The sequence below is a fragment of the Stenotrophomonas sp. AGC87 genome (assembly GCF_057333975.1).
In genome coordinates this window covers 44,137-70,843 of record NZ_JBHFHW010000032.1, presented here as the reverse complement: position 1 = coordinate 70,843, position 26,707 = coordinate 44,137, and the positions used below count along the sequence as shown (strand labels likewise).

General features: G+C 64.8%; 15 protein-coding genes and 1 pseudogene. 8 read left to right on the top strand and 8 right to left on the bottom strand.

What is annotated here, in order from left to right; all coding sequences use genetic code 11:
* Window positions 1-404 (top strand): annotated as a pseudogene (locus ACE026_RS13020) (hypothetical protein); the annotation flags it as partial.
* 35 nt (window positions 405-439) lie between these two features.
* Here the strand turns inward: ACE026_RS13020 and ACE026_RS13015 are convergent.
* The 3 genes from ACE026_RS13015 to ACE026_RS13005 form a co-directional block, all read right to left on the bottom strand.
* On the bottom strand, window positions 440-1,777 hold the full coding sequence (locus ACE026_RS13015; RefSeq protein WP_486039316.1) for a sigma-54 interaction domain-containing protein: 1,338 nt from the start codon (window positions 1,775-1,777) through the stop codon (window positions 440-442).
* Between the two features lie 245 nt (window positions 1,778-2,022).
* Window positions 2,023-2,799: a C40 family peptidase gene (locus ACE026_RS13010; protein ID WP_455948436.1), complete on the bottom strand. Its 777-nt coding sequence runs from the start codon at window positions 2,797-2,799 to the stop codon at window positions 2,023-2,025.
* 131 nt (window positions 2,800-2,930) lie between these two features.
* Window positions 2,931-3,470, bottom strand: coding sequence for a C40 family peptidase (locus tag ACE026_RS13005; RefSeq protein WP_346481481.1), 540 nt, complete (start codon window positions 3,468-3,470; stop codon window positions 2,931-2,933).
* A 111-nt stretch (window positions 3,471-3,581) separates the two neighbouring features.
* Here ACE026_RS13005 and ACE026_RS13000 point away from each other — a divergent pair, with 111 nt between their 5' ends.
* From ACE026_RS13000 to ACE026_RS12970, 7 genes are all read left to right on the top strand, one after another.
* Window positions 3,582-4,061: an FKBP-type peptidyl-prolyl cis-trans isomerase gene (locus ACE026_RS13000; RefSeq protein ID WP_088433264.1), complete on the top strand. Its 480-nt coding sequence runs from the start codon at window positions 3,582-3,584 to the stop codon at window positions 4,059-4,061.
* 83 nt (window positions 4,062-4,144) lie between these two features.
* On the top strand, window positions 4,145-5,392 hold the full coding sequence (locus ACE026_RS12995; protein WP_486039315.1) for a DUF418 domain-containing protein: 1,248 nt from the start codon (window positions 4,145-4,147) through the stop codon (window positions 5,390-5,392).
* A 155-nt stretch (window positions 5,393-5,547) separates the two neighbouring features.
* Window positions 5,548-6,903: a glutathione-disulfide reductase gene (gorA, locus tag ACE026_RS12990; RefSeq protein ID WP_486039314.1), complete on the top strand. Its 1,356-nt coding sequence runs from the start codon at window positions 5,548-5,550 to the stop codon at window positions 6,901-6,903.
* A gap of 262 nt (window positions 6,904-7,165) precedes the next feature.
* Window positions 7,166-8,086, top strand: a complete 921-nt coding sequence (locus ACE026_RS12985) for a DMT family transporter (RefSeq protein ID WP_486039313.1) — start codon at window positions 7,166-7,168, stop codon at window positions 8,084-8,086.
* A complete protein-coding gene (locus ACE026_RS12980; protein WP_486039312.1) occupies window positions 7,993-8,445 on the top strand; it encodes an MGMT family protein in 453 nt (150 codons plus the stop codon). Before ACE026_RS12985 ends, ACE026_RS12980 begins: the two co-directional genes overlap by 94 nt.
* Before the next feature lie 89 nt (window positions 8,446-8,534).
* Window positions 8,535-9,209: a rhomboid family intramembrane serine protease gene (locus tag ACE026_RS12975; RefSeq protein ID WP_486039311.1), complete on the top strand. Its 675-nt coding sequence runs from the start codon at window positions 8,535-8,537 to the stop codon at window positions 9,207-9,209.
* 383 nt (window positions 9,210-9,592) lie between these two features.
* Entirely contained in the window at window positions 9,593-12,634 is a 3,042-nt protein-coding gene (locus ACE026_RS12970) for a TonB-dependent receptor (protein WP_486039310.1), read from the top strand.
* Window positions 12,635-12,787: 153 nt separating this feature from the next.
* Here the strand turns inward: ACE026_RS12970 and ACE026_RS12965 are convergent, their stop codons facing one another.
* From ACE026_RS12965 to ACE026_RS12945, 5 genes are all read right to left on the bottom strand, one after another.
* Window positions 12,788-14,800 carry a M13 family metallopeptidase gene (locus tag ACE026_RS12965; RefSeq protein WP_486039309.1) on the bottom strand — a complete coding sequence of 671 codons (2,013 nt, stop codon included), beginning with the start codon at window positions 14,798-14,800 and terminating at the stop codon, window positions 12,788-12,790.
* Window positions 14,801-15,001: 201 nt separating this feature from the next.
* Window positions 15,002-18,079 carry a TonB-dependent receptor gene (locus ACE026_RS12960; protein ID WP_486039308.1) on the bottom strand — a complete coding sequence of 1,026 codons (3,078 nt, stop codon included), beginning with the start codon at window positions 18,077-18,079 and terminating at the stop codon, window positions 15,002-15,004.
* A gap of 236 nt (window positions 18,080-18,315) precedes the next feature.
* Entirely contained in the window at window positions 18,316-20,424 is a 2,109-nt protein-coding gene (locus ACE026_RS12955; protein WP_486039375.1) for a M13 family metallopeptidase, read from the bottom strand.
* Between the two features lie 219 nt (window positions 20,425-20,643).
* Window positions 20,644-23,457, bottom strand: a complete 2,814-nt coding sequence (locus tag ACE026_RS12950; RefSeq protein WP_486039307.1) for a TonB-dependent receptor plug domain-containing protein — start codon at window positions 23,455-23,457, stop codon at window positions 20,644-20,646.
* Between the two features lie 406 nt (window positions 23,458-23,863).
* Complete coding sequence (locus ACE026_RS12945; protein WP_486039306.1) at window positions 23,864-26,671, bottom strand: TonB-dependent receptor domain-containing protein; 2,808 nt, start codon at window positions 26,669-26,671, stop codon at window positions 23,864-23,866.
* Between the last annotated feature and the right edge of the window lie 36 nt (window positions 26,672-26,707).

Below are 26,707 nucleotides of genomic sequence, written 5' to 3'. Positions count from 1 at the left end.
CCCCCCCCCCCCCCCCCCCGGCGATCCTGTTCGCCAATATCGGCTACATCCATTCCTTCCCGCGCAGCTTCGATGACATCGACGCCAACCCGGATACCACCAACCCGGGGGATGTGAAGCTGGGCGGCTCGTACTACTTCGGCGCTGGCGTGGCGTTTGCCTTCAACGAGCGCACCAGCCTGAGCATCTCCTTCAGCGACAAGTTGAGCGCGCGCGCGTCCACGCGCTACAAGAACGGCCAGTGGCTCAAGGTGATCGGCAGCGATGCCAATGCCGCCACGCTCAACCTGGGCATCACCTATGCCCTGAACCAGAAGACCACGCTGGTGAGCCTGCTGGGTATCGGCCTGACCCCGGATGCACCGGACTTCACTCTGGCGTTCAAGGTGCCGTACAGCTTGTAGGCGCGCTGCGGGGGCTGCTACGCCACCGCTTGAGGTCAGCGCAGGTCGGGGAGCGCCAGCTGGTGCTTGCGGCACAGCCGGTAGACGGTCACCCGCGAGACCTGCATGTGGCGGGCGCAGGCGGTGATGTTGAAGTCGTTCTGGCGCAGGGCATGCAGCAGGGTTTCGCGTTCGGCGACCTGCTTTGCGCCGTGCAGGCCGTGCGCGGTGATGGGCAGCAGCGGCTGGCTCATCTCCAGATCCGCGGCGGTGATCAGTTCGGCATCGCTGACGATCGCTGCACGCTGCACCCGGTTGAGCAGCTCGCGCACATTGCCCGGCCATGCAAAGCGCTCCAGCGCCTGGACTGCATCGGCGGTGAAGCCGCGCGCCCGGGTGACGTGGCGATGCCGGAAGCTGGCGAGAAAATGGTGGGCCAGCATCGCGATATCAGTGCCGCGCTCGCGCAGCGGTGGCAGGGGCAGGCGGAGCACGTTGAGCCGATAGAACAGATCGCGCCGGAAGTGGCCCTGTTCGACCGCGGCTTCAAGATCGACGTGGGTCGCGGCCAACACACGCACATCCACCGCCAGCGGCCGGTTGCTGCCGACAGGTTCGACGGTGCCTTCCTGCAGTACACGCAGCAGATTGGTCTGCGCATCCAGCGGCAGGTCGCCGATCTCGTCCAGGAACACGGTGCCGCCACTGGCCGATTCGAACAGGCCCAGGCGCCGCGTTGCCGCACCGGTGAAGGCGCCCCGCTCGTGGCCGAACAGCTCGGACTGCACCAGCGCGGCCGGGATGGCGCCGCAGTTCACCGCCAGGAAGGGACGCGCGTGGCGCGCGGACAGTGCGTGCAGTGCCTGCGCCGCGAGTTCCTTGCCGGTGCCGGTTTCGCCGGTGATCAGTACCGGCAGGTCTACCGGTGCGTACTTGCGGATGGCCGCGCGGGTGACCTGCAGGACCGCGCTGTCGCCGATCAGGGACTGCGGGCCATGGGGCGCGGGCAGGGGGTCGGCGCCCGCCAGCTGCTGCAGCCGCTGTACGACGCGCGGCAGATCGATCGGGGTGGTATAGGTATCCACACAGGCGGCGAGCAGCGCATCCAGCACCGGCGAGGCGCGCAGCGGAGCGGCCGGCAACAACGCCAGCAGGCTCATGTGGCGGTGGTCGACCAGCAGCTGTTGCAGGTGGGCCAGGTTGGCCGGGACCACGGTACGCAGGTCCAGCAGGCCGACGACCTGGTCGCTGCCGCGCATGCCGATGCCGGCGCACTGCTCGGGGGCGACGCCGCGCACCTGCCAGCCGGCCGCAGCCAGCGTCGCCCGTTCAAGCGCGAGCGGTTGCCCAAACCAGATCACACACCGGGCAGGAAAATCGGGGACAGCCGCCATGCGTCACCTTGTCGACGAGGATCGCGGGCGGTGTCTGCTGCCTGATCGGTTGCCCAGGACGTGCCGCCCCACGTCCGGGTCCGTCCCCCGCCGCGGCGCGCGTGCGCCGGGCGTGTCGCCCGCTGCAAAACAGGCGGTGACAGAGAAAGGAACGCGGGTTGGGCCGGTCAGCGGCCATCGCCGGGCCCAACGAAAAAGGCCGCTGCAGGGCAGCGGCCTTTGATCCATGGGTTCAGCAGGGCCCGTCAGAGGTCGACGCGGCGGGCCTGCATGAACTTGCCGCCCCAGTAGCCGCTGACCAGGCTGTCGACGCGGACGTCCTTGCCGGTGCTCGGGGCATGCAGGAAGCGACCTTCGCCGACATAGATGCCGACATGGTCGACCCGGCCCTTGCGGCCGAAGAACACCAGATCGCCAGCCGCCAGGGCGTTGCGGTCATTGATCAGTTCGGCAGCGCCGTCATGGGCCATCTCGCGCGACACGCGCGGCAGCTCGACGCCCAGCGCGGTCCGGAACACATAGCCGACCAGGCCACTGCAGTCGAAACCACTGTCCGGCGAGGTGCCTCCCCAGCGGTACGGCGTGCCGAGCAGGGTCATCGCACGGCGCAGCAGGGACTGGACCTTGCCATTTTCGGCGGCGTCGCCGGCCACGGTAATGGCGCCGGTGCTGGCGTCGTAATTGGCGAGCAGGCGGCTCAGGTCACCGGCGAACATCGCCGAGCGGTCCATGAGGGGGATGGTGTCGTTGGCGGCCAGGTGCGGAAGCAGGGCGGCGAGGGTGGCGCTGGCAGCGGCATCAGCCTTGCTGCGGGCCGGCGCATCAGCCTTGGGCTTGGCCGGCGCGGAGGAATCGGGGGTGACAGTGACGGGGGGTGCAGCAACCTCGGGAGCGGTCGTCGGTGCGGACTGTGCCCAGGCCGGGAGGCTGGCCAGGCAGAGTGCTGCAGCGAGGAAAGCGGGGCGGGCGCGTCGCCGGGTGGCGGCGGTCTGGCCTTTGCACGTCAGGTCGTCTGTCGTCACGCGGCGGTCACTGAATAAAAACGATGGGTGATGATGCCGTGTAAGCGCAGTGATTAGGTACAAATTCCGTTAATTTTTCGTTTATAACTATGTGACGCACGTCACAAATTTGGACGTTACCCCTGTTCAGGTTAGTTAAGGACGCGTTTCGCCCCGGTGTAGTGGTCCTTCCAGTAGGGACCGCCGAGCGAGTCCAGCCGGACCGTGCCGCCGGTGCTGGGGGCGTGCACGAAGCGGCCTTCACCGACATAGATGCCGACATGGAAGACGTTGCCCTTGTTGCCGAAAAACACCAGATCGCCTGGCGCCAGGCGCTTGGGATCGATCTTCGGCCCCTGCACGGCGGCCAGATCGCGCGAGGTGCGCGGCAGGCGCAGATCGAGCATCTCGCGGTAGACATAGGCGACCAGGCCGCTGCAGTCGAAGCCGGACTCCGGGGTGTTGCCGCCATAGCGATAGGGCGTACCGACCAGTCCGATGGCGCGCATCAGCACCGCGTTGGCGGCCTGCGGGTCGTTAGGGGTCACGCTTGGCCATACCTGGGTCGAGGCGGGCGGCGGGGCCGGGCGAGTGGTCTTGCCGCCGCCACAGGCGCTCAGCAGGGCGATGATCGCCAGCAGGGCCAGGCGGCCGGGCAGGCGGGTCAGGCGCGAAACTGGCGTCATGTGCATGTTGTCCGGATAATGCGCGACCTTAGAAGGCCGTCATGATGGCGGCGTATCCGGCAGGCCACAACCCGCCTCACCCGTCTGCCCTCGGCAGTCTCCAGACCAGAGTTGCGCATGAAGATCGAAAAAGACCGCGTCGTCCGTTTCCATTACACCGTCGCCGAGCAGGGCCAGGAGCCGATCGAGAGCTCCAAGGACCGTGATCCGCTGGCGATCCTGATCGGCCACGGCAACATCATCCCGGGCCTGGAAAACGCCATGATGGACAAGGAAGCCGGCGCCACCTTCGAAGTGGACGTCAAGGCGACCGATGCCTACGGCGAGCGCCGCGAAGGCCTGACCCAGCGCGTGCCCAAGAAGCACTTCGGCACCAGCAAGCTGGTGCCGGGCCAGCAGGTCGTGCTGCAGACCAACTTCGGCCCGCGCGCCGTGACCGTCGAGAAGGTCGGCATGAGCGTGGTCGATGTCGACCTGAACCACCCGATGGCCGGCAAGGACCTGCACTTCAACGTCGAGATCGTCGACGTGCGCGAAGCCAGCAAGGAAGAAATCGAGCACGGCCACGTGCACGGCGATGGCGGCCACCAGCACTGAGTGCTGCGACCCCTCGTTGATCCAACGGCCCGCTTCGGCGGGCCGTTTTCGTTTGTGCGGCACGCCCTCGTGCGCACGGCATAATGGCGGCCCTGGTCAGCGGATTGCCTGTGAACGCAGCTTCTTCTCCTTTGCAGCCGGTGGGTGCCCACGAGCGCATCGCCGTCATCGACATCCTGCGCGGCTTCGCATTGCTGGGCATCCTGCTGATGAACATGGAGGCGTTCAGCGGTCCGCTGGATCTGTCCTTCACCGGCATCGATCCGCATTGGCTGGGCGCGGACTACTGGGCCGATGCGGCCATCTACGTGCTGGTCCAGGGCAAGTTCTTCACCCTGTTCTCGCTGTTGTTCGGCGCGGGGTTCTCGGTCATGGCGCAGCGCGCCGAAGCGGCTGGCCGCGCATTCGCACCGTTCTATCTGCGCCGCAGCGCGGCGCTGCTGTTGATCGGCCTGTGCCACGCGCTGCTGGTGTGGTCCGGCGACATCCTGGTGATCTATGCGTTGATCTCGTTGTTGCTGCTCGCCTGCCGCGAGGCGCCGCGCAGTTGGTTGCCCGCGATGGGCGCGATCAGCTATCTGGGCGCTGCCGCCCTGGTGCTGGTGCTGGGGGCGTTGATGAGCTGGATGGCCAGCATGGAGCACACGCAGGAACCGCTGCGCGAGGCCATCGCCCAGGCCCAACGCACGATCGAGCTGCAGCGCCAGGCGTACGCGCATGGCAGCTGGGGGCAGGCGGTGGGACAGCGCCTGCGTGATCTCGGCGCGATGCTGTCGGGCATCTTCGTGATCGGTCCGGAAGTGCTGGGCATGTTCCTGATCGGCAGCTGGTTCGCGCGCAGTGGCGCGCTGGCCGAGCCCGAGCGGTTTGCACGGCTGTATGCACGGCTGCGCTGGGTCGCATTGCCGGTCGGGCTGGTAGTGATGCTGGGCAGTGCGATCTGGCACCCCTATCAGGCACCCGGCACGTTGGATCTGCGCGGCGGCGTGGCGTATGCGATCAGTGCACTGGCCGGGCTGCTGATGTGCCTGGGGTATCTGGCCTGGATCGTGCACTGGCGCGCGCGTCTGCAGGTGCTGGCGCCGATGGGGCGGATGGCGCTCACGCATTACATCGGCCAGTCGCTGGTCTGTACCTGGGTGTTCTATGGCTATGGACTGGGCGCGTTCGAAACAATGCCGCGGCTATGGCAGATCCCGTTCGCGCTGGCGCTGTTCGCGCTGCAGGTGGCGATCAGCCATGCGTGGCTGCGGTACTTCCGGTTCGGGCCGCTGGAGTGGATCTGGCGCGCGATGACCTATCTGCAGTGGCCGCCGCTGCGCCGGGCCTGACACGGCGGTGCCACGCACCCTCACGTCTGGATCGCAGCCGGTCGTGGCATGCTGGGCAGGAGCATGAGCGTCGGCTGCGGCCAGTTGATGGCAGGCCTGATCAACGGCCGCGCGCCGGGGATCGATCCTGCCCCTTACCGAGTTGAGCGATGCCAATGACGACGCAATACGACTATGACCTGATCGTGCTGGGCGGTGGCTCCGGCGGCCTGGCCGCGGCGTTCCGCGCCGCGCAGCACGGCCAGCGGGTGGCGATGCTGGAGCCGGGCGAGCTCGGCGGCACCTGCGTCAATGTCGGCTGCGTGCCGAAGAAGGCGATGTGGCTCGCCGCCGATCTGTCCGGACGCATCGGCTTGGCTGCAGCGATGGGATTCGACGTGCCGGTGCGCCCATCACTGGATTGGAAAGAGCTGGTGGTGCATCGCCAGGCCTACATCGCCAATATCCATGCCAGCTATCTCAAGCGCCTGGATGAAAACAAGGTGGTGCGGGTGCCGCGTCGTGGCCGCCTGGTGGATGCGCACACCGTGGAGTGCAGCGATGGTGTACGGATCAGCGCCGCGCACATTCTGATCGCAACCGGTGCCCATCCCCAGCGCCCGAACATTCCCGGTGCCGAACTGGGCCTGGTCTCCGATGATTTCTTCAATCTGTGCAGTGCACCGGAGCGGGTCGCGATCGTCGGTGGCGGCTACATCGCAGTTGAGCTGGCCGGGCTGCTCCAGGCACTTGGCAGCCGCGTGACGCTGCTGGTCCGGGGCGAACGCCTGCTGGAACGTTTCGATGCGGAACTGACCGGGCAGCTTGCCGAGAACCTGCGCCACCAGGGTGTGCAGGTCCATTTTGGCTATCGTCTGCGCGAGCTGCAGTGCGACGGCAGCGCCGTGGTGGCGCTCGGGCACGATGGGCCGGCCGATGGTCACTTCGATGCCGTGTTCTTCGCCACGGGGCGGCGGGGCAACAGTGCCGACCTCGGGCTGGAAGCGGTGGGCGTGGTGGTCGGAGACAAGGGCGAGGTGGAGGTCGATGAGTGGCAGACCACGGCGGTGCCGAGTGTGCATGCGGTGGGCGATATCGCCGGCAAGGTCGGCCTGACCCCGGTGGCGATCGCCGCGGCGCGCAAGCTGATGGACCGCCTGTTCGGTGGCCAGCCGCAAGCGAAGATGGACTATGAGAACGTGGCCAGCGTGGTGTTCTCGCACCCGGCGCTGGGCGCAGTGGGCTTGAGCGAAGAAGAGGCCTGTGCGAAGTACGGCGACGTCCGCGTGTACCGCAGCAACTTCCGCCCGATGCTGCAGGCCTTGGCCGATGGCACCCAGCGCAGCCTGTTCAAGCTGGTCTGTGTCGGGGAAGAGGAGCGTGTGGTCGGCGTACACCTGCTGGGCGAGGCGGCCGATGAAATCCTGCAGGGCTTCGCACTGGCGGTGAAGATGGGTGTGACCAAGGCGCAGTTCGACGACACCGTGGCAATCCATCCGACCTCCGCAGAAGAAGTCGTACTGATGCGCTGAAAGCGCATCAGCGGCGTGCAGCCGCCGAAGCCGCAGCAGGAATCCGGTAGTGCCACGCCATGCGTGGCAACCGCGCACCGCGCGGCACACCCTTCCGCAGGCGAACAGCTCGGCGGCCTGCCGTGTCCTTTCCGCAGTTGAAACAGGATCGGAGCGCCGTTCCCGCAGTGTCTGCCGGCGCAGAACACCCGCCGCACCGCATGCGACAATGGCCGCCCCCCCCACCTGACCAGCCGCCCCCGCGCGGCTGTCCGCCGTCCTGATGACTTCACCCGCCTCCTCGCTGCCCACGTCCTCCAGCCGCATCGCCGCCGGCGGCATCGCCTTGGCCGCGATTGGCGCGATCGCGGCCTCGGGCAAGGCGGTCATCGTCAAACTCGCGTATCGGCATGGCGTGGATGCCACCACGCTGCTGGCGCTGCGGATGCTGATGGCCTTTCCGTTGTTCGCGGTGCTGGCGGTATGGTCGGCGCGGCGCGCGCCCGCGTTGTCCTGGGGCGATCGCTGGCGGGTGGTGTGGCTGGGCTTCACCGGCTACTACCTGTCCAGCCTGCTGGACTTCCAGGGCCTGCAGTACATCAGTGTCACCCTGGAGCGGCTGATCCTGTATTTGAACCCCACGCTGGTGCTGCTGATCAGCCTGGTCCTGCTGAAAAAGCGCCCCGGTCGCTGGCAGGTGGCGGCGCTGGTGCTCAGCTATCTGGGCGTGCTGCTGGCCTTCGGCCATGACCTGCAGCTGGAAGGCGGGCGCATCGTGCTGGGCAGTGCGCTGGTGTTCGCCAGTGCGCTGAGCTATGCGCTGTACTTGTTCGGCAGCGGCCAGGTGGTGGCCCGGATCGGTGCGATCCGCCTGACCGCCTATGCCAGCTGCGTGGCCTGCGTGCTGTGCGTGCTGCACTTCGCGGTGCTGCACCCGATGTCTGCGCTGGGCCAGGCGCCCACACCGGTGTACTGGCTGTCGCTGATCAACGCGACGGTCTGCACGGTGCTGCCGGTGATGGCGATCATGCTGGCGGTCAAGCGGATCGGCTCGTCGCTGGCCGCCCAGGTGGGTATGCTCGGTCCGGTTTCCACCATCGTGATGAGTCTATGGCTGCTCGACGAACCCATGGGGCCGTGGCAGATCCTCGGCACGGCCCTGGTCCTGCTCGGCGTGCTGCTGGTCAGCCGGGTCCGCGCGTGAATGCGGCCGCCACGGGCGATGACCCGGCGGCGCAGGCGCGTGCAAGGATTCTGGCGGTGATCCGGGCGATTCCGCGCGGGCAGGTGATGGGCTACGGCCAGGTCGCCGCCAAGGCGGGGCTGCCGGGCAGGGCACGGCTGACCGCCCGCGTGCTCGGCATGAATGACGATCCTGAGCTGCCCTGGCACCGCGTGCTGCGCTCGGACGGGCGTATTGCGATGCCGGAAGGCTCGGCTGGCTGGAAGGAGCAGAGCCAGCGGTTGCGCGCCGAGGGCGTGGTAGTGGAGCGGGGTCGCGTCAAGGGAATGCCGGTGGTCGGTGCCAACGATCTGGATGCCGCCCTGTGGGGACCGGGCTGACGCTGCCTGCGCGTTGAACGCGGGTACTGGCGCGCAGATGACGGCCGGGTGCTGCGGCTATGATGGGCGCAGTTCCAAAGGATGCCCTCATGTTTCCGCGCCTGCCCACTGTCACCAAAGCGTTGCTGATCGCCAATGCCCTGCTGTTCCTGCTGCAGCAGCCGTTCCTGCTTGGCAATGCCACGTTCGAGCCCTTCATGCTGCAGCCTCTGGGGGGCGGCTTCGATCCGTTCTCGCCGGGCGGCAACTTCCAGCCCTGGCAGCTGCTGACCTATGGCTTCCTGCATGGCAGCTTCGGCCATCTGTTCTTCAACATGCTCGCGCTCTTCATGTTCGGCGCGCCGCTGGAACAGACCTGGGGCGAAAAACGCTTCCTCACCTATTACCTGGTGTGTGTCGCCGGTGCCGGGCTGTGCCAGCTGCTGGTCGGCATGATGCTGGCCGATCCGGCCACGGTGCTGGGTGCCTCCGGTGGCGTGTTCGGTCTGCTGCTGGCCTACGGCATGCTGTTCCCGAACCAGCGGGTGATGCTGCTGTTCCCGCCGATCCCGATGAAGGCACGTACCTTCGTGATCGTGTTCGGCGCGATGGAACTGATGCTGGGCGCCACCGGCTGGCGGCCGGGCGTGGCCCACTTCGCGCATCTGGGCGGCATGCTGTTCGGCTGGCTGTTGATCCGCTACTGGCGCGGCCAACCGCCGTTCAACAACCGACGGCCGCCGGGGCCCCCGAAGCGGCCCAATCACCTGCGCAGCATCAAGTAAGGCATTGAGGTCGCGCAATGCACCTTGCGCCATGATCGGCGTGAGGCTGCATTGTCGTAAGCGCCCCCTTTCTATTGATGGCGTGTCGCCATTGACCTGGCGAATGGGTAACTAGCAGATGGAAAGTGTGGGCAAGGTCGCGTAACAAGACAAACAAATGAGATGCATTATCTCAATATGTCTCGGTGAATCGTCGCAATCAGCGCGTTTTAGTCCTTCGTGGAAATAAAAGGGTTCTGTTTCAGTGGCTTGAGACTGCATTCAGGTTCGATTGCGCTTCGCAAAATAGTGAAATTAAGATCGGGTTCAGTTGCAGGTGGAAGTGGTTTTCGCCGCAACGCTGCTGACATTTCGGTATGCAACTCCCGACTCAAGGACACTCCATGACACGCAGCACCCCGGCCAATCGGCTGAAGCGCACGGCCTTGGCCGTCATCCTGACCTCCTTCATCGGCGCCGCCGCAGCACAGAGCACCACCGGCTCTGTCTACGGCACTGTGCCGTCCTCCGCCGGCGCCACCGTTGTCGTGCAGAGCGATACCGGCCTGCGTCGTTCCGCGACGGTCGATGCCAATGGCCGCTATGTCCTCGGCTCACTGCCGGTGGGGCGCTATACGGTCACGCTGCAACGCGACGGGCAGGTCGTGGAAGAGCGTGACAACGTGCAGTTGATCGTCGGTGCAGGCACCGAAGTGTCCTTCGGCGGGCGCGGTGGCAGTGCCGGCGGCGATGCGACCACCCTCGGTGCTGTCAACGTGACGGCGGCCAACATCCCCAAAATCGACGTGAGCAACACGGTGTCGCGCTCGGTGATCACCTCCAAACAGCTGGATGTACTGCCCCTGGGCCGTAGTGCGGAAGCCATCGCCCTGCTGGCCCCGGGTGTGGTCGGCGGCAGCGGCGCCTTCAGCAACGGCTCGCGCTCGGTGCTTTCCTTCGGGGGGTCCAGCGTCAGCGAGAACGCGTATTACATCAATGGCTTCAACGCGACCAACCCGCTGAACAGCCTCGGTGGCGTCAGCCTGCCCTACGGCTCGATCGATCAGCAGGAAACGTTCACCGGTGGCTATGGCGCCAGCTACGGCCGTTCCACGGGCGGCGTGATCAACCAGCTCGGCAAGCGCGGTACAAACGAATGGCATTTTGGATTCCAGACCACCTGGCAGCCCGATTCCCTGGCCGAATCTCCCCGCGACATTCTGTATCCGGACCGCGGGCTGCAGGAGGGGTATGAATTCGAGGATCCGACACTGCCCGGCACGCTGTACCGCTCGCGTCGCGGCGACAAGGCAACCCGTACCACCTACAGCGGCTACGTCAGCGGCCCGCTCATCGAAGACCGGCTGTTCGTCCATCTGGCGGCCGAGCAGGATAAGTCCGACGGCGTGTCCACGGCCTCCATCGAGTCGGCGCAGCAGTCGCGCAGCCACTACACCATTGATGCCCCGAAGTTCTACGGCAAGATCGACTGGAACATCAATGACAGCAACACGCTGGAATACACGCGTCTCCAGAACACGGACCGTTACGACGCCTATTACCGGGACTTCGATTACGAGACCCGCAGCGAGGGCGAGCGCACGGGCACGTTTGCCAACACGACGAAGGTGAAGGACACCTACGACGTCTTCAAGTTCACCAGCTACCTCACCGACGACCTCACGCTCAGCGCACTGTGGGGGCGAAGCAAGCAGGACAACCTGGACTCCAATCCCTTGAGTTCGGGCAATCCTCTCATCAGTGGCGCCAACAACCAGGATCCGTCGATCACCGGTGGCACCCCGATCCGCAACGATCAGCCGGCGGCCAACGACAAGGCCTACAACGCGGGCAGCACGTCGCGTGGCCTGCGCGTGGACCTGCAGTACCGCATCGGCGATCACGAGATCACCGGTGGTATCGACAACATGACCTTCCAGGGCAGCAACGAAGGCGAGGCGATGACCGGCCCCGGCTACGCCTGGATCTACTCGCGCATCGCCCCGGGTTCGTCGCCGTCGCCTGGCTTCGATATCACCCCGCCCGGTGGCGAGGGTTACTTCGTGCAGAAGTACATCTACTCCACCACCACCAGCATGTCGCTGAAGCAGAAGGCGTACTACCTTGAAGACCGCTGGCAGGTGACGCCGAACTGGCTGCTGACCCTGGGCGTACGCAACGACACGTTCACCAATTACAACAGCGCCGCCGTGGCGTATGTCGAAACCGGCGACCAGTGGGCGCCCCGGCTGGGCGCGGCGTGGGACGTATTCGGTGATTCTTCGCTGAAGGTGTTCGCCAACCTGGGCCGTTATTACCTGGCGCTGCCCAACAGTGTGGCCATCCGCGGTGCGTCGGCGTCGACCTATACCCGCGAGTACTTCACGTACACGGGAATCGACGCGAATGGCAATCCGACCGGACTGGGCGAACTGGGGCCGGGCCCGGTGTCGGCCAACAATGAGTATGGACAGACGCCGGATCCGCGCAGCGTGGCGCCGAGCGATCTGAAGTCTCAGTACCAGGACGAGCTGATCCTCGGCTTCGAGAAGACCCTCGGCGCGTCCTGGAACAGCGGCGCGAAGGTGACCTACCGTCGCCTGCAGACCGCGATCGACGACACCTGCGATTCGGACCGCATCTACGACAAGCTGGATGCCATGGGTGTGGATTCCAGCAACCTGGAGGTGCCGGGCTGCGTGATCTTCAACCCGGGCAAGACCAATACCTTCCTGGTCAAGAAGACCGACGGCTCCGGCTACGTGCCAGTGAGCATGAGCGGGGCGGACTGGGGGCTGGGCAGCAACAAGGCCAAGCGTGATTACGTGGCGGTCGATCTGTTTGTCGAACATCCGATGAGCAACAACTGGTATGGCCGTCTCGACTACACCTGGTCGCGCAGTTTTGGTAACACCGAGGGGCCGGTCAAGTCGGATATCGGGCAGGACGACGTCGCCAAGACCCAGGACTGGGATTCTTCGTACCTGATGGAATACGCCGGCGGCTATCTGGCCAACGACCGTCGTCACCAGTTGAAGGGTTACGGTGCCTACCAGTTCACGCCGGAGTGGACGGCTTCGGCCACGCTGCGCGTGATGTCAGGCGCACCGAAGAGCTGCCTGGGCTACTACGGCGCGGACCAGAGTGACCCCATCGCCTACGGTTCGTCGTACCACTACTGCAATGGCAGTCCCTCACGTCCGGGTGATGCCGGCCGCCAGCCATGGACCACGCGCATGGACCTGGGCGTGATGTATCGCCCGACATTCGCCGCGCATCGCCTTGGTTTCGGGCTGGACGTGTTCAACGTGTTCAACCAGCGCCGCGCGCTGCAGTCGGACGCGACGTATCAGAAGGGTCCCGACACCGTGTCCAACATCTATGGCATCGGGACCTACTTCACCGCGCCGCGCTCGGTTCGGCTGTCGGCGTCCTACGACTTCTAAGGTACTGCGCCACTCTCCAAGTTTTGACCTTCGACCCCGGCTGATGCCGGGGTCTTTTTTTGCAGGATCGCAGCAGCGGGGACACAGAAAAGGCGCCCCGGAGGGCGCCTTACTGGTCAAGTGATGCAGTTCAGCGCAGGTCGGGCAGGGGGATCAGCGCCAGACCTTGATCTGGTCGTTGTCCACGCGCTGCATCGGCTGGCCCGGCTTGCAGGTGAACGTGGCGCCGAACGCCGGCAGGTTGGACAGCGGGCCGTTGGTGCGCCAGCGGCCCGGGGCCAGGATGTCCGAGGTCAGGCGCTGGGCGGCGACATTCGGCGACAGCTGCTGCGGCCACAGGCTCGCCCACGCACGGAAGAAGCCCTGCTGGGCGGCCGGCTTGGCCGCCGGTTCGACAGCCTTGTAAGCCTCCCACGCCAGCTCGAGGCCGGCCAGGTCGGCCAGATTCTCTTCGCGGGTGAGTTCACCGTTGACCTTGGCACCCTTCACGCCCGGGTAGTCGTAGCCGCTGTACTGGGCGGCCACGCGGTTGCCGAACAGGGTCCAGGCGGTCTTGTCGGCCGGGGTCCACCAGCTGCGCAGTTCGCCCTTGGCATCCACCAGCGCGCCCTTGGCGTCGATCGCACGGGTCAGTTCGTGCGCGACGAGCGCGCCGTAGCTGCCGAACAGGTCGGCAGTGTCACCCTTGGTGTTGAACACCGGGCCCTGCAGCACGGCGGCGGTGACGATCAGGCGGTTCTGCGCGATGTCATAGGCCAGTGCCGGCTGCTGCGGCAGCACGTCCCAGCGGCGGTCGGCGTTGCCCTTGCCGATGCGCTTCATTTCCTCGCGGTGGCGCCAGGTGGAGGCGATCAGCATGTTGCCGCCGAAGCTGCCGCGGCCCATCGGCTGCACCGTGTAGTCCAGATCGCGCAGCGGGGTGCCGATCTCGATCTTCAGCGCAGCCAGCTTGGCCTGTGCTTCGGTCTTGGCCTCATCGCTCATCCAGGTGCTGCGCTTGACCGCATCGATCTGCACTTCGCGGATCTTGTCCACCACCAGCGCTGCCTTGCGACGGTCGTCGGCCGACAGGTGCTTGGCCGCATATTCGCGGCCGACCATCGGGCCGGCAGCCACGTTGATCGCGTCCAGCACCTGCTCCCAGCGCGCCGGCGGCAGGGTCTGGCCACGCATCACACGGCCACGGAATTCGAATTCGGCATCGCGGTAGGCCTTGGACAGGTACGGGGCCATCGCATCACCCACGCGCCAGCGCAGGTAGACCTTCCACTGTTCCGGCTTGAGCCGGGTGACCATGCCGTCGAGCTGCTTGAACAGCGCCGGATCGGACAGCGAGACCAGGTCGTCATTGACGCCCTGTGCCTTCAGGAAGGCCTCCAGCTGCAGGTTGCGGTAACGGCTGTTGAGCTCCTTGGTGGAGATCGGCGCGTAGTTGTTGAACGGATTGTTGATTCCGGCCAGCGACTGCGCATTGCGCGCCAGCTCGGTCTCCAGCGCGATCACCGACTGCGATTCGGCATCGAGCTTGTCAGCCGGGGTGCCGGTCAGCGCCAGCACCTGCTTGACGTAAGTACGGTAGCGCGCCATCAGCGCGACGGTGTCGGCATCGGTACGGGTATAGAACGCCGGATCCGGCAGGCCCATGCCGCCCTGCATGAAGTAACCGATGTGGCGGTCCAGCGCCTTCAGGTCCACGTCCGGGGCGAAGTTGAAGGCCACCGGAATGCCGACCTGGTGCAGCGCGGCGATCGAGGCCGGCACGTCCTTGGCCTTCTTGATCGCATTGATGCGGGTCAGCAACGGGGCGATCGGGTTGGAACCGTCGGCTTCCACCGCGGCCTCGTCCAGGCCGCTGGCCCAGAAGTCGCCGAGCAGCTTCTGCACGTTGCCCTGCGGTGCGGTCATCGCCCCATCCAGCAGTTCACGCTGCTGCTGGCGCGCGCGGTCGGCCAGCTGGCCCAGTGCGGTGGTGGCACCGGTCTGCGGCACCGGATTGGCTTTCAGCCAGGTCGCGTTGGTGGCCTCGTAGAAGTCGCTGCACTGGGCGCTGACGGCCGGCGCGCGGGCAGCGGCCTTCTTCTTCGGCGCGGCGTGCGCATCGGGAGCAGTGACCAGGGTGAGCAGGCTGATGCCCAGGGCAATGGCAAGCGGACGGAAGTTGGGCATGTAAAGCAAATCCATCGAGGATTGAAGATCGCGCGAGTGTATCAAGCCGCGACGCATGGCGGCATGCAAGGATGGGGAGGCAGACGGCACCGTGGGCCAGGCGGGTGCTGCAGTACAAAAAAGCCCCGCCGGAGCGGGGCAGGAGAGAGCACGGGCAGGCCAACCAGGGCCCGGCCAGATGGCCGGGCCCTGCAGGGTGGATCAGAAGTCGTATCGAGCGCTCAGGCGAACCTGGCGCGGCGAGCTGTAGTTCAGCGGCTGGTTGTAACGTGCATCCGGGGTCACCCGGTCGGTCGCGTAATTGCTGTAGTAGGACCCGGCAATCTGGCGATTGAGCACGTTCAGCACGTCCGCCTGCAGGTTCAACTTGTTGTCCGCCCAGTTCGGCGTATAGGCCAGTGACAGGTTGAGGTTGAAGCCCCACGGCGTGGTGCCGTTGTCGCCGCGTGGCGAGAACCGGTAGTCAGCCGAAGGCGGGATGTAGCCGGCGCTCCCCGGGGCGGTGCCGCTGCCGGCCAGGCCGCAGAAGTGGTAGTACGCGCCGTTGTACAGGCCCTGGTCCGCAGTCGGGTAATAGCTGGTGCAAGAGCGCGGGCGGCCGGAGTCGATCTGCAGGGAACCGCCGACGCGCCACTCGGGCGTGATGCTGTAAGAACCGTAGGCCTTGATCTGGTGCGCACGGTGGTTCGGCAGCGGACCGTTGGCGCCGACCATCAGCTGCGGCAGATCCCAGTCCTGGGTCACCGAAACGTCGGTCTGACCGCCCGTGCCGGTATCCAGATCCGATGCCAGCTGGCCTTCGGTATTGCCGTAGTTGCGTGCGAAGGTGTAGTTCACCTTGCCGTAGAACCTGTCACCGATCGAGCCTTCCAGGAACAGGTCAAGCGCGTAGTACCGGCGCTTGAGCTTGGGCAGATCGAGTTCGGCGGCGGAGTAGGTGTGCTTGGCCAGCGTACCGTCGGCCTGCTCCTCCCAGAACGTGTTGCTTACACCCGGATTGAAGATGAAGCAGCCGCCCCCCAGTGCCGGCGTGCAGGTATCATCGATCGCACTCTTGAGGTCGCGGTAGGTCACCTTGGCCCCCCAGATGGCGCTCTCGCCCCAGGCCTGTTCCATACCGACGATGAACTCATCCTGGTAATGCGATTTCAGGTCGACCGCGGCAACCGTGCGCGGATCGGGTGCATCGCCGCACTCCAGGTTGGAGGAGATGGCATTCGGGTTGCCCGGGCAGGTGTATCCCAGGCTCGGGTCGACCGAAACGTTGACCAGCCCGGTCGGCGTGCCGTCCGCAGCAACGCCGGTATACGTGAAGTACTCCATCGTATACAGCGAGCCGGACGCGGCACGGACGGCCACGTTGTTGGGCAGGGCCAGGTGATAACGGCCCGCATTGGCGAACAACTTCAACGAAGCATCGCCACGGACATCCCATACGCCACCCAGGCGCGGTGCCCACTGGTTGTCCTGCTTGACGTATACCTCATCGGCGCTGGTGAAGTTCTTGAAGGTCTCGTTGCGCAGGCCCAGCGTCAGCAGGACGTTGTCGCTGACCTGCCAACGGTCCTCGAGGAACTGCGCGGACTGTTCGGTTTTCACCTTGGCGATCTGGGTGTAGTACTGCTGGCGAACGTAGTACCCCTGGCTGCCGAGGCCACCAGCCGAGGCCGGCGAACCGACGCCGTGCGAGGCATCGATGGCGGCATTGGCGTTGTTGGAACGGCTGTAGACCCAGATGAAGCCGCCGCCGTACTCGCTGCCGGTGTACGACTCTGCTTCCATGACGTCCAGGCCGGCGCGCAGGTCATGGTTGCCCAGGCGATAGCCCACATCCAGGCGCCAGCCCTTGGTTTCATCGTAGGCGCCGGGGACGTTGACCGTGGCAGCCGTCCAGCAGCCGGCATAGTTGGCGGCGGGAATGCCGGGTGCACGTGCGGTGGCCGCGGCGGACGTGCGCGGGCAGGCCGGATCGTAGCCCCACGGATTCTGGCTGTGATCGATCTTCTGGGTGCCGTACAGCGCCGACACCGTGAGGTCATCGGTCAGATAGCCGGTGTACTTGCCGATGTATAGCTTGCTCTTGTCCTCGTTGCTCGTGCCCGCGTTCTGCTCGTTGCCATGGGTGAAATCGGCATAGTTGAAGGTATAGCCGGCGCTGTCGTACTTGGTGACGTCGGAGATGCCGGTGAACTCAAGCAGGTGGTTATCGGTGATGTTCCAATCGATCTTCGCTGCCCAACGCGGATACTCGTAGGAGTATTCCTGCCATGCGTTGGTGGTCGTTGCCGCGGCTTGGCTCGTCGATGACACGCCGGCACCCTCACGCTTGGTCACCTCGACGTTGGCGTAGATGAACAGCTTGTCCTTGACGATGGGGCCGCCGACATACGCGCCGGTGGTCTGGGTCCAGCTCTGGTTCTTGTTCCGCAGCTGGTACAGCTGGCCATCCGTGCGCTTGGTCGGATCCGGATTGTCGGCACCGTAGAAGCCGGTATCGGCAAAGTAGCTGTTGCGCGGGTTTGCACGCAGTGCTTCCGGGCTCCAGTAGGCGTAGCCGCCACCACTCCATTCATTGGTGCCGCGCTTGGTGACGATGTTGATCACGCCACCGGTGGCGCGACCAAACTCGGCGCCGTAGCCGCCGGTCAGGATCTGCTGCTGCGAGATCGCATCGAAAGGCAGGGTGGTGGAGCCGATCGACGACAACGGGTTGGTCACCGCGTAGCCATTGATGTAGAACGCGTTTTCGGACGATGCGGCACCGCCGAAACTGGGGACCGTGACGCCACCGGAGGTGTAGCTCGCATTGGAAATCACGCTCGGCGCCAGCAGTGCCACGCTGGCGATATCACGGCCGACCGCGATCTGCTTCAGCTGTTCGGAGGTGAACACCGTGCGGGTGTCGGTCTGGCTGACGTCGATCTTGGGCACGGCTGTCGCCCTGACCTCGATGCGGTCCAGCTCCTGGACCCCGGTGCTGGAGAAGGAAACCTCGGTGCCGCTGGCGATCACGACCTGCACCCGTTCGCGGACTGCGATCACCTGGCCCTCTTTCTCCACGGTCACCTTGTAATTGCCGTTCGGCAGATCGCTGGCACGGTAGCGACCATTGCGGTCGACGGTCACGGTACGGCTGGTACCGGTATCCAGGTTCTGCACGCTGATGGTGCTGCCAGGTTCGCCGGTACCGTAGATGTTGCCGGTAACGGACTGCGCGTGCGCTGCCCCAGCCAGGCACAGGCCCAGCGCGATGGTCAGTGTGGCCCGACGAAGCGGCATGGCTTGCTTGATCATCAACTTCCCCCATTTGATTGAAAGAATTAACGGGTGCTTAATGAAGCCCCGATAGCTGAATAGCAAATAAATGGGCGCGTTGCAATAATTCCGTCATTTCTTTTTTACATCAGAGACATACAGATCCAGTTGTTGCGTTCCTGAAAAGCGGGGCGCTGAACGACGAAGGCCCGGGTTTCCCCGGGCCTTCGAATGGTCAGACGCTCAATGAAGGGCAGTCGTTACCAGATCACCACCTGCTGGTCGCCTGCGCGCACCATCGGCAAACCGGCTTTGCACTGGAACGCAGCGGCAAAGGTCGGCAGGTTCGACGGGGCACCCATCGCACGGAACTGCGCCGGGGCATGCGGGTCGGTCGCCAGACGGACCTTCATGTTCTCCGGGGTGTACTTGGTGCGCCACACGGTGGCCCAGTTGAAGAAGAAGCGCTGGTCACGGGTGAAGCCGTCGACCTTCGGGTCTTCCTTGCCGGCCGAGGCCTTCTGCAGGGCATCGTAGGCGGTGGCCAGGCCACCCAGGTCGGCGATGTTCTCACCCAGGGTCAGCTTGCCGTTGACCGGCTGGCCATCCACCTTGTAACCGTCGAACTGCTTGATCAGCTTGCCGGTCAGGCCGCTGAAGTTCTTGGTGTCCGCCTCGGTCCACCAGTTCTCGAAGTTGCCGGTCGGCCCGAAACGGCTGCCCTGGTCGTCGTAACCGTGGGTCATTTCGTGGCCGATCACTGCACCGATGCCGCCGTAGTTCAGCGCGTCATCGGCCTTCGGGTCGAAGAACGGCGGCTGCAGGATGGCGGCCGGGAACACGATCTCGTTCTGCAGCGGGTTGTAGTAGGCATTGACCGTCTGCGGGGTCATGCCCCACTCGGTCTTGTCCACCGGCTGGCCGATCTTGGACAGCGCGAACTTGTAATTGAATGCGTTCGCCGCGCGCACGTTGCCCAGATAGCTGTCGCGACCGGTGGTCAGGCCGCTCCAGTCACGCCACTTGTCCGGGTAGCCGATCTTCGGGGTGAAGGTTTCCCACTTGGCGATCGCCTTGGCCTTGGTCTCGTCGCTCATCCAGGTCAGGCCCTGGATGCGCTCCTTGAGCGAGGCGGCCAGGTTCTTCACCAGTTCTTCCATCTTGGCCTTGGCTTCCGGCGAGAAAGCGACCTTGACGTACAGCTGGCCGAACGCATCGCCGGCATCGTTTTCGATGGTGCCCAGCACGCGCTTCCAACGCGGCTTCTGCTCCTTCTGACCGTTCAGGGTCTTGCCGTAGAAGTTGTAGTTCTCATTGACGAAGGCATCGGCCAGGTACGGCGAGGCGCCGTCCACGGTGTGGAAGCGCAGGTAGGCACGCCACACCGACGGATCGGTGTCGCCCAGTGCCTTGCTCACTTCCTGGTGGAAGCTTGGCATGGCCAGCGAGAACTTCTCCGGGGCGGCGATGCCCTGGGCCTTGAAGAACTCGGTCCAGCTGAAGTTCGGGGTCAGCTTGTCCGCATCGGCCACGGTGACCGGGTTGTAGAACAGCGAGACATCGCGCGAGAGCTCGACGCTGGACTTGGAGGCCTTGGCCAGGCGGGTTTCGAACTTGACCACATCGGCGGCCTGCTTTTCAGCATCGGCCGTGGCCACGCCGGCCAGTTCCAGCACCTTGGCCACGTGGGCCTGGTAGGCCTTGAGCTTGTCGGCGTTCTTGGCGTCGGTGTAGTAGGTGGTGTCGGGCAGGCCGAGGCCGCCCTGGCTGGCGTAGGCCAGGTTCATGCTGGAATTCTTGAAGTCCGCTTCCGGACCGAAGCCGAACAGCACGTTCTCGCCCTTGGCCGCGCTGGTGCGCAGGTAGTTGGCGATCGCGTCCTTGTCCTGCAGGCCGTCGATGGCGGTCAGGTCGGCCTTGATCGGCTCGATGCCCTGGGCATTGATCTTGGCCTCGTCCATGCCGGTGGCCCAGAAGTCGCCGACGATCTTCTCGATGCCGGCCGGGTTCTTGACCGCCGCGACCTGCTCGGCGAGCTGGTGCTGCACGGCGACCGAGCGCTCGTCCAGGATGGTGAAGGCGCCCCAGCTGGTGCGGTCGGCCGGGATCTCGTTGGCGGCCAGCCACTTGCTGTTGACGTAGTCACCGAACGCACCGCAGGCGTCCATGCTGGTGTCCAGATCGGACGGGTGGAAGGCGTTGTAGGCCGGCAGCTTGCTCTCGTCGAGCTTGTACTCGGTGGCAGCCGTGGCGGCCGGCGCGGCGGTGGAGGCTGCGCTGTCCGTCGCCGGGGTTTCGTTCTTGCCGCAGCCGACCAGCGCGGCCGAAACGGCCAGGGTCAGCAGTACCAGTTTGGGTGTACGAGCGATCACGTGATTGGCCTCCAGGCCGGAAAGTCATGCAGGAATGGCCCCGAAGAGCCTGTGGGCCAGACGATACGCCGCCGGCCCGGCCTGCAAGGGTGTCGAAGGTCATGGCCGATGGCAAGAGGCCCGATCCGGTCAACTGCGGTCGTGGCCCTGGCCCGGGGCGGCCAAGGAAAAGCCCCGCCTTGCGGCGGGGCTTGGGGGTGTCATCCCGGGTACGGCTTAGTTGGTCTTGGTGCCGAAATCGTACTTGGCCTGCACATACACCGCGCGGCCGTACGGGTTGTAGATGCTGCTGTTGTACGGCGAGGCGATGTTGCCGGCGTAGCTGTGGGCCTGGCCGTCGGGCATCTTGTTGAACACGTTGTTGACCATCACCGAGAGGGTGAGGTTGTCCAACGCCCGGTAGTTCACGCTCAGGTTGTAGGTGGTGTACGAGCCCCACTTGCCGGCCTTGTAACCGGACGGATGGACGTAGTCGAAGCTCTCGCCCAGGTAGGACATGTAGTTCGGCGTCTTGCCGATGTAGTTGAAGTACAGCGTGGTGGTCCAGCGGTCCTTGGCCCAGCCCACCGAACCATCGGTACGGACCTTGGCGTAGGCGTCGTAGTACCACATCGCATACGGGTCGCGCAGCAGATCCAGGTAGTCATCGCCCGGCTGCGGCTGCAGCTCGCGCTTGAGGATGTTGGTGTAGTTGCTGGCGAACTGCAGCGAGCCGAAGCGGCCGATGTCCTGCACGTACTTGAAGCTGGCCGTCAGTGCCTGCAGGTTCTGGCGCGCGACGTTGAGCTTGGGCGTGAAGATCTGGTCGATGTTGCCGGCGGCATCGCGGGTGATCCAGTCCGCAACGTTCTCGCAGCTGGCCGAGGTCGGGTTGCCCTGGCCATTGCGGCAGTAGTATTCCGCGCGCAGCAGCTGGTCCGAGCTCAGGGTGTCGACTTCGTTGTCGATCTTCCAGTTGTAGTAGTCCACCGAGACCGAGAGGTTGTTCATCGGTGCCCAGACCACGCCAGCATTCCAGACATCGGCGGTGATCGGTTCCAGCTCGGTGTTGCCGGCCTGCACGCCGAACACCGATTCGTTGCCGTACGGGCAGGCGAGGGTATCGGCCGGGGCGTAGCCGAGCTGGCCGCAACGGTAGTAATCGACCGCGCCGTTGGCGTAGTAGCCGCTCTCGCCCTGGAAGGCATCGGGCAGGGTCGGCGCACGGAACGCAGTGCCGTACTTGCCGCGGAACAGCAGGCTTTCGATCGGACGGAACTCCACGCCGACGCTGTAGGTGGCCTTGTCGATGGTGTTGTCGGCGATCTTGTAGGCGTCATAGCGACCCGATCCGGTAACGGTCAGCGAGTCGATCAGCGGCAGGCGCAGCTCGGAGGTGACGGCGTAGTTGCTGCGATGGCCATTGCCGGCCACCGAGGTGGTGCCCCACACGCTGCCATCCATCAAGCGCTCGTCCGGGCGGTAGTCCCAGCCTTCGCTGCCGGCTTCGGCGACCACGGCGAAACCTGCATCGCCACCGGGCAGGGTGAACAGCGAGCCGTTGGTGATCTGGAAGCGGCCCAGGTTCTGCCAGGTCTTGCTCTGGTTGTAGGTGTAGCCGGTGAAGCTCTGGAAATCACCGGCCGGCAGCTGCGAATAGAACGCGCCCCAGTTCGGGCTGTAGATGTTGTAGCCGTCATCGGTGGTGCCCAGCACCGGGCCGAGCACGCGGTTTTCGAAGTAGCTGTCGATGTCATCGGCCCAGCGCACGAAGCCGCGCTCGGTGAGCTTATACTCGCCGCGGCTGAAGCTGGCGCTGTAGTCCCAGTTGCCGAACGTGCCACGCCCGCCCAGGGTGACCTGGTAGGCCTTGTTGCGGTCGGTGTTGAGGATGTCCTTGTAGCCGTTCGGCCCGATGTCTTCAGGCGCGAACGCGCGCTGCAGGTTCATGTACTGATCGGTGTCCTGGTCATAGAACGCGCCGAAACTCAGGTCGCTGCCCCAGAACGTATAGCCCGAACCCGGCGTGTACTTGACCTCTTCCAGGCTGTAAAGCGCATCGGCGAACAGCGTGAAGTTGTCGTTCACATCGAACGTCATGGAGCTGTAGAACTGGCTGCTTTCCTTGTCGTTCTTCAGCGTGCGGTAGCCGGCGCCGTAGGCCGAACCGCAGGACTCGCCGGCCGCGCGGGTGCCCAGCACGGTGGTCCCGCCGAACTGGCCGGCGACGCTGGCGCAGCGGGTCGGATCCATCATCACGAACGCGTTGTTGTCCGCCGGCAGATAGACCAGGAAATCATTGGCCGGCACCTGCGCGCTGTAACCGACGCGGTTGTTGGTGCGGGTCAGGTCGCGCTGGTAGCCCCAGATCGGGTTGCTCTTTTCGTACTGCACATTGACCAGTGCGTTGAAGCGGTCATCGGCGCTGTTGAAGCCCCTGGCACCGCTGACGCGGATGTTGTTGCCGCCGCCTTCGGTGGTGGCGCCGCCGCGCACGTTGAGCACGCCGCCTTCCATCCGTTCTTTCAGGATGATGTTGACCACGCCGGCGATCGCATCCGAGCCGTACAGGGAGGATTGGCCGCCCGGCAGGATCTCAATGCGCTCGACGATGTCGATCGGAATGCCGCTGAGGTTGTTGAACGCGTCGCTGCCGTTGTACAGCGCCGGGTACTGCAGCATCGGCCGGCCATTGATCAGGTACTTGGTGTAGCCCGGATCCAGGCCGAACATGCCGGCCGCTTCGGCGCCCTGGGTGAACGAGGCGGCGGTCTGGCCGCCCTGCAGGCCACCAGTGGTCAGCGAAGACTGCTGCAGGACTTCGGAGATGCTGGTGAAGCCGCGCGTCTGGATGTCTTCGGCGGTGACAGTCAGGACCGGCGTGTGGTTCTCGATCTCGGTCTGCGGGATCAAGGACCCGGTGACAGTGACACGATCGAGATTGGTGGCGGCGTTGTCCTGTGCGAAGACGGAGGCGCTGGTGAGCAGCAGGCCGGTGAGAACGGCGGCGGCAAGCGGATGACGCGAGATCGAATTACCTTGGCAAGACATGTGCAACCCCGTGTAGTAGTGATGTCGTGGCTTTCCCTTCCATGGGACTTCTTGACTGCGTTCAACAACGGGCCGGTATCAGGCCTGGGCGGCCGTCCTTGGTAGTTTCATTCTGCGTTCAGTTGAAACCGGCGTGCGGCGAACGTAACACACGCTTAACGTGAAATACGCTGAATGGTCATCGGTGAAGGGTGCTCAACATCAACGGAGCGTTAAAGGCCTTGATAAACAATCATCTGGCGAATGATGAAGATTTATTCATGTTTGGATAATGAGCAAGTGATGAACGGGGCCGTCATTAACAAGTGAGATTTAATCGCCGGTCGCATTCCGAAACGCCGCCGTGGGACATGAAAAAAGCCCCGCCTTGCGGCGGGGCTTTGGGCTTCATCTCACCACGGCAGACTTACTTCGCGCCAAACTCATACTTGGCCTGCACATACACGGCACGGCCGTAGATGTTGTAGAAGTAATTGTTGTAGGGCGTACCCGAGGTGCCCGGGTAGTTGCTGGCCTGGTTGTCGGGCATCTTGTTGAACACATTGTTGACCATGACCGAGAAGGTCATGTTCTCCGCCGCCCGGTAATTCACGCTCAGGTTGTAGGTGGTGTAGGAACCCCACTTGCCAGCCTTGGCACCGGAGGGATGCACGTAGTCATAGCCGTTGCCGGCGTAGGCCAGGTAGTTCGGCGTCTTGCCGACGTAATTGAAGTACAGCGTGGTGGTCCACTTGTCCAACGCCCAGCCCACCGAGCCATCCGCACGCACCTTGGCGTAGGAATCGTAGATCCACATGTTGTACGGATCGCGCAGCAGATCCAGATACTCATCGCCCGGCTGCGGCTGCAGTTCGCGCTTGATCATGTTGGTGTAGTTGGTGGAGAACTGCAGCGCACCGAAACGGCCCAGTTCCTGCACGTACTTGGCACTGGCGGTGATGGCCTGCAGGTTCTGGCTGGCCACGTTCATCTTCGGGGTGTAGATCTCATCCAGCACGCCGGAGGCATCGCGGGTGATCCACTCGTTGACGTTGTCGCAGCTGGCCGAGGTGTTGTTGACCAGGCCGTTGCGGCAGTAGTACTCGGCCAGCAGCAGCTGATCCGAGCTCAGCGTGTCCACTTCGTTCTTGATCTTCCAGTTGTAGTAATCGACCGAGAAGGACAGGTTGTTCAGCGGTGCCCAGACCACGCCGGCATTCCATACATCGGCGGTGATCGGCTCCAGGTCCGGGTTGCCGGCGCGCTGGCCGAATACCGAGACGCTGTCGTACGCACACCCGGTGGTGTCGGTCGGTGCATAACCGGCCTGGCCGCAACGGTAGTAGTCCGTGGCGCCGTTGGCGTAGTAGCCGCTCAGGCCCTGGAAGGCATCGGACAGGCTGGGCGCGCGGAACGCGGTGCCGTACTTGCCGCGGAACAGCAGGCTCTCGATCGGGCGGAATTCCACGCCGACGCTGTAGGTGGCCTTGTCCACGGTGCTGTCACCGATCTTGAACGCGTCATAGCGGCCCGAACCAGTGACGGTCAGCGAGTCCAGCAGCGGCAGGCGCAGCTCGGAGGTCAGCGCATAGTTGCTGCGATGACCGGCACCGGCGACTGCGGTGGTGCCCCACACGCTGCCATCCATCAGGCGCTCATCCGGGGTGTAATCCCAGCCTTCGCTGCCGGCTTCGGCAACGACCGCGAAACCGGCATCGCCGCCGGGCAGCGAGAACAGCGTGCCGTTGGTGATCTGGAAGCGTCCCAGGTTCTGCCAGGTACGGCTCTGGCTCTCGGTGTAGCCGGTGAAGGTGGCGAAGTCGCCCGCCGGGATCGGCGCGTAGAAGGCCTCCCAGTTCGGGGCGAACACGGCGTAGCCGCTGCGGGTGCCCAGCTGCGGGCCCAGCACGTGTTCTTCGAAGTAGTTGTTGATCGGGTCGGCCCAGCGCACGAAGTTACGCTCGGTCAGCTTGTACTCGCCGCGGGTGAAGCTGGCGCTGTAATCCCAGTTGCCCAGCGTGCCGCGGCCGCCCAGGGTGACCTGGTAAGCCTTGTTCCGGTCGGTGTTGAGGATGTCCTTGTAGCCGTTGGCACTGATGTCTTCCGGCGCGAATGCGCGCTGCAGATTCATCCACTGGCCGCTGGTCTGGTCCCAGAAGCGACCGTAGCCGGAGGCCGTGCCCCACCAGGTGTAGTTGGAGCCGGTGGCGTACTTCACGTCCTCATAGCTGTACAGCACATCGCCGAACAACTGCAGGCTGTCATTGACGTCGAAGGTGAACGAGCTGTAGACCTGCGCGCTGTCCTTGCCGTTCTTGACGGTCTTGTAACCCGGGCTGTAGATGGAGCCACAGGACTGGCCCGCCGCACGCGTGCCCAGCACCGTGGTGCCGCCGAACTGGCCGGCGACGTTGGCGCACAGGTTCGGGTCCATCATCAGGTAGGCGTTGCCGGCCGCCGGATTGACCACCAGGAAATCATTGGTCGGGACCTGGGCCGTATAGCCCTTGCCGTTGGTGGTCTTGGTGACGTCGCGCTGGTAGCCCCAGATCGGGTTGCTCGACTCGAACTGGGCATTGACCAGCACGTTGAGGCGGTCATCGGCACTGTTGAACCCCGTGGCTCCGCTGATGCGGAAGGTGCTGCCGCCGCCTTCGGTATAGGTGCCGCCGCGCACGTTGAGCACGCTGCCGTCCATCCGCTCTTTCAGGATGATGTTGACCACGCCGGCGATCGCATCCGAGCCGTACAGGGAGGACTGGCCGCCCGGCAGGATTTCGATGCGCTCGACGATATCGATCGGAATGCCGCTGATGTTGTTGAACGTGTCCCCGCCGTTGTACAGAGCGGGGTAGGACAGCATCGGGCGGCCGTTGATCAGGTACTTGGTGTAGCTCGGGCTCAGGCCGAACATGCCGGCCGCTTCAGCGCCCTGGGTGAACGAGGCCGAGGTCTGGCCGCCCTGCAGGCCGCCGGTGGTCAGAGAGGACTGCTGCAGCACATCGGCCACGCTGGTGAAGCCGCGGGTCTGGATGTCTTCGGCGGTGATGGTCACCACCGGCGTATGGGTTTCGATCTCGGTCTGCGGGATCAGCGAGCCGGTGACGGTGACCTTGTCCAGGTTGGTGGTGCCGGTGTCCTGGGCGAAGGCAGTGACGGCGCTGGTCAGCAACATGCCGGTCAGTACGGCAGCGGTCAGCGGGTGGCGAGAGAGGGTGGAGCGATAGCGAGACATGGGCATCCCCGAGTGCGGTGTCAACGTGGGTGGGGC

What these genes read in the sequence shown, in the direction of transcription:
- ACE026_RS13015 (WP_486039316.1), bottom strand. Translation starts at nt 1,777, where the DNA reads ATGGCGGCTGTCCCCGATTTTCCTGCCCGGTGTGTGATCTGGTTTGGG.
- ACE026_RS13005 (WP_346481481.1), bottom strand. Translation starts at nt 3,470, where the DNA reads ATGCACATGACGCCAGTTTCGCGCCTGACCCGCCTGCCCGGCCGCCTG.
- ACE026_RS13000 (WP_088433264.1), top strand. Translation starts at nt 3,582, where the DNA reads ATGAAGATCGAAAAAGACCGCGTCGTCCGTTTCCATTACACCGTCGCC.
- ACE026_RS12995 (WP_486039315.1), top strand. Translation starts at nt 4,145, where the DNA reads ATGGCGGCCCTGGTCAGCGGATTGCCTGTGAACGCAGCTTCTTCTCCT.
- gorA (WP_486039314.1), top strand. Translation starts at nt 5,548, where the DNA reads ATGACGACGCAATACGACTATGACCTGATCGTGCTGGGCGGTGGCTCC.
- ACE026_RS12985 (WP_486039313.1), top strand. Translation starts at nt 7,166, where the DNA reads ATGACTTCACCCGCCTCCTCGCTGCCCACGTCCTCCAGCCGCATCGCC.
- ACE026_RS12980 (WP_486039312.1), top strand. Translation starts at nt 7,993, where the DNA reads ATGGCTGCTCGACGAACCCATGGGGCCGTGGCAGATCCTCGGCACGGC.
- ACE026_RS12975 (WP_486039311.1), top strand. Translation starts at nt 8,535, where the DNA reads ATGTTTCCGCGCCTGCCCACTGTCACCAAAGCGTTGCTGATCGCCAAT.
- ACE026_RS12970 (WP_486039310.1), top strand. Translation starts at nt 9,593, where the DNA reads ATGACACGCAGCACCCCGGCCAATCGGCTGAAGCGCACGGCCTTGGCC.
- ACE026_RS12965 (WP_486039309.1), bottom strand. Translation starts at nt 14,800, where the DNA reads ATGCCCAACTTCCGTCCGCTTGCCATTGCCCTGGGCATCAGCCTGCTC.
- ACE026_RS12960 (WP_486039308.1), bottom strand. Translation starts at nt 18,079, where the DNA reads ATGCCGCTTCGTCGGGCCACACTGACCATCGCGCTGGGCCTGTGCCTG.
- ACE026_RS12950 (WP_486039307.1), bottom strand. Translation starts at nt 23,457, where the DNA reads ATGTCTTGCCAAGGTAATTCGATCTCGCGTCATCCGCTTGCCGCCGCC.
- ACE026_RS12945 (WP_486039306.1), bottom strand. Translation starts at nt 26,671, where the DNA reads ATGTCTCGCTATCGCTCCACCCTCTCTCGCCACCCGCTGACCGCTGCC.